At 26.9% G+C, this 3,513-nt stretch carries 5 protein-coding genes; all 5 read right to left on the reverse strand.

Annotation, left to right across the window (positions count from 1 at the left end; all coding sequences use genetic code 11):
* Positions 1-21 precede the first annotated feature (21 nt).
* Positions 22-1,428: a DUF4153 domain-containing protein gene (locus tag AYC59_RS05235; protein WP_066895938.1), complete on the reverse strand. Its 1,407-nt coding sequence runs from the start codon at positions 1,426-1,428 to the stop codon at positions 22-24.
* A 69-nt stretch (positions 1,429-1,497) separates the two neighbouring features.
* Positions 1,498-1,782, reverse strand: coding sequence for a 50S ribosomal protein L23 (rplW, locus tag AYC59_RS05240; RefSeq protein ID WP_066895941.1), 285 nt, complete (start codon positions 1,780-1,782; stop codon positions 1,498-1,500).
* On the reverse strand, positions 1,782-2,426 hold the full coding sequence (gene rplD / locus AYC59_RS05245) for a 50S ribosomal protein L4 (RefSeq protein WP_066895943.1): 645 nt from the start codon (positions 2,424-2,426) through the stop codon (positions 1,782-1,784). Before rplD ends, rplW begins: the two co-directional genes overlap by 1 nt.
* 20 nt (positions 2,427-2,446) lie before the next feature.
* A complete protein-coding gene (gene rplC, locus AYC59_RS05250) occupies positions 2,447-3,073 on the reverse strand; it encodes a 50S ribosomal protein L3 (protein WP_066895945.1) in 627 nt (208 codons plus the stop codon).
* A gap of 61 nt (positions 3,074-3,134) precedes the next feature.
* Positions 3,135-3,446: a 30S ribosomal protein S10 gene (rpsJ, locus tag AYC59_RS05255; protein ID WP_156445489.1), complete on the reverse strand. Its 312-nt coding sequence runs from the start codon at positions 3,444-3,446 to the stop codon at positions 3,135-3,137.
* Positions 3,447-3,513: the final 67 nt, after the last annotated feature.

Raw genomic sequence — 3,513 nt, forward strand, 5'->3', positions numbered from 1 at the left:
CAAATTACATGTTACCTTTTGCTATTTTTCTTTACCTAAAAGTATAAATTCAACGTTTCCAAAATACTTTTTATTTTCAGACATTTCAATAACAGCATTCTTAATTAAAAAAGTATAACCTTTATATTCTAAAACTCCTTTTTGAACTTCTTCTTTATGTTCTAAGAATAATTCAAATATATTTATTTTTTGATTATCAATTATAATATCAGTATCGTCTTCATACAATTCATATAATTTCATAGAAGTATACTTTGATATATCAAAAGTTAATATACCTTTAGAATAATATTCAATATTATCTATAAACTCCTTAACTCCTTCAAAAATTTTCTCTTCATCTAATTTTTTTTGTATAAATTCTGTATCATAATTTCTATCATTAAAATAAAATTGATAGCTATATAAATCTTGATATTCATATTCAGTCAATTTATCAGATTTTTCTACTAAAATTCTAGCTCTATAAGTTAAACTATTACGCGTTATAGCAAAAGCATTTATCCTAGGCATAAAAAATATTAAGGTTAAAAATAATGTAATAACTGAAATGTACACATACTCTTCTATACTTTTAATAACCTGAGCTAAATATAGGATAAATAGAAGAATTCCCATAACTAGTACAAAGTATCTATTTTCTGTTATTCCATAATTATTCATCTGTTCTAATATTATATATATTAAATAACCATTAACAGGTAGCATTATCAAAGGTATAAATTTTTTATTAATCCGGATATTGAATATTAAAACTGCATACCCTATCCATAAAGTTGTATGAACTATATATGAAATTGCATTAAGCCCATTAATTATTAAACTTAAATAAGGTATAGTCATCATAGCTATAACAAAAACAGATAAAATCCTATTTATAAATACATTTTCATATTTTCCTTCATCTTCTTGATAAAGAATAAAAAATATTGTAAATATAATAAGTATAATAGATATAGCTAACCTATCTATATAATATTGAAAGTTTATAATTATATTTATAGTAAATATAAATAATAAGGCAAGTATACTACTTAATATTGCGTATCCTATATATACTAATGTTTTGGATATAAATCTTGTAATATTTATCCTATTTTCTTTTAATTCTTGAATTAAATATATTAATAGTATAAGAGAAAATAAAATAACAAATTTTTTATAATATATAACATTAAACATATCTTTTTTTAGTAAATAATTTGAAGCTACTGCAGCTATTGTTGATGCAATAAGAACTTTCCACCAAGAATTGTTAAATTTTCTATTACAAACAAGAGGAAAAGTTAATCCCATCATAAAAATTAAAATATGTTTATTAAATGAAGAACTATCAAACCAGAACAATATAAAATAAAGCATATTAAACATATAAAAAATTGTAGTTATATGCTTTTTTAAAATATCAAAATTTAATTTTTTAAACATTTAATTTTAATCCTTTCTATACAGAAAAAGAATGCATATGCATTCTTTCCCTTATCGTTCTATCATTAATTATATTTCGTACGCTTTTATAGATTCACCTTCAGCTAATTTAACAACTGCCTTTTTGTATGCAGGTGTCTTATAAACTGTCATTCTTGCTCTAGCTGTAGTTGGTTTCATGTTTAAAGTATTAACACTAACTACTTTAACATTGAATAATTTTTCAACAGCTTCTTTGATTTGTAATTTATTTGCACGTCTATCACAAATAAATACATATTCATTAGAGTTTAATAAGATTCTAGCTTTTTCAGTGTTTAAAACTGGCTTTTTGATTACATCAAATATAGTCATTATCCAAGCACCTCCTCGATAGCAGCAAGAGCTTCTTTAGTAATAACTACTTTATTGTATTTTAATAAAGCATAAACTGATAACTCTCTAGGATCTAATATTTCAGTTTTTTCAATATTTCTAACTGATAAGTATAAGTTCCAATCAGCATCATTTAAGTAATCATCTACGATGAATAATTTTTTATCTTCTACTATGTTAACTTTTTCTGTAAATGTAACAAATGTTCTTGTTTTTGGAGTTTCTAACATGTAATCTTCTAATACAACTACATCTCCATTTTGAATTCTAGCAGCTAATGCTGATCTTAAAGCTAATTTTCTAACTTTTTTATTAACTTTTTTCTCATAGCTTCTAGGTTTTGGACCGTGAACAACTCCTCCACCTACCATGTGAGGTGCTCTTGTTGATCCTTGTCTAGCACGTCCTGTTCCTTTTTGTCTGAAAGGTTTTCTTCCCCCTCCAGATACTTCTCCTCTACTCTTTGTTGAAGCTGTACCAGCTCTTGACGCAGCAAGTTCTGCTGTTAAAACTTCATGCATTACATATTTATTAGGTTCGATTCCAAAGATATCTGCATTAACCGCAACACTACCTTTTTCTTCACCATTTAAACTATATACTTTTAAATTTAAATCTGACATTTTTGCCTCCTCTCTCTATATTAGTATTTCTTAACTGATTTTTTGATAACTAAATAACCATTTTTTGGTCCTGGTACTGCACCTTTAACAACTAATAAGTTGTTTTCTACATCAAACTTAACAACTTTAAGATTTTGAACAGTAACATTTTCGTTACCTAATCTTCCAGCCATTCTTTTACCTTTAGGTACGTTAGAGTTTGAAGCAGCTCCCCCTGCATTTGACCCTCCAAGTCTGTGGTTTCTTGAAACCCCGTGAGTAGCTCTGTTTCCACCGAAGTTATGTCTCTTCATAACACCTGCAGTCCCTTTACCTTTTGAGATTCCTTGAATATCAACAAATTCAATTCCTTCTAATACGTCTACTTTAAATTCTTGTCCTAATTCAAATCCTTCAACAGATTCTACTCTGAATTCTTTTAAGAATTTTTTAGCAGTGATTCCGGCTTTTTTGAAAACTCCCATTTCTGGTTTATTAACTAATTTTTCTCTTTTTTCATCGTAAGCTAATGTTACTGAAGTATATCCTTCTTTATCTACTGTTTTTGTTTGAACAACGAAGTTTGGACCAGCTTCAATAACTGTTACTGGAATTAATTTTTCGTTTTCAAAAATTTGTGTCATTCCGATTTTCTTTCCTAATATCATTTCTTCCTCCTTAATATATTGGTTGGATAGCTTCTTTCATCTACCAACTTGTATCAAAGCACTATTGCTTAATTTCTATAGAAACACCTGCAGGTAAACTTAATGAGCTTAATGCAGTTAAGATATCATTATTAGATTCTTTGATCTCAATGAATCTTCTATGTATTCTCATTTCAAATTGTTCTCTTGAATCCTTGTTAACATGTACTGATCTTAAAACTGTATATTTTTTAGTTTTAGTTGGTAAAGGCATTGGTCCCGCAATTTTAGCACCATTTTTCTTTACAACTTCAGCTATTTTTAAAGTTGTTTGATCTAATAATTTGTTATCATAAGATTGAAGATAGATTCTTTTTAATTTATTATCCAAAATAGTTCCTCCTCAATTTGTATATTTACAGTAAGTTTGTTAATTAGTCGTTAATATCAGCAACTACTCC

Origin of the sequence: Pseudostreptobacillus hongkongensis, from assembly GCF_001559795.1 — a bacterium.
In the GTDB taxonomy this organism is placed as follows: Bacteria; Fusobacteriota; Fusobacteriia; order Fusobacteriales; family Leptotrichiaceae; genus Pseudostreptobacillus; species Pseudostreptobacillus hongkongensis.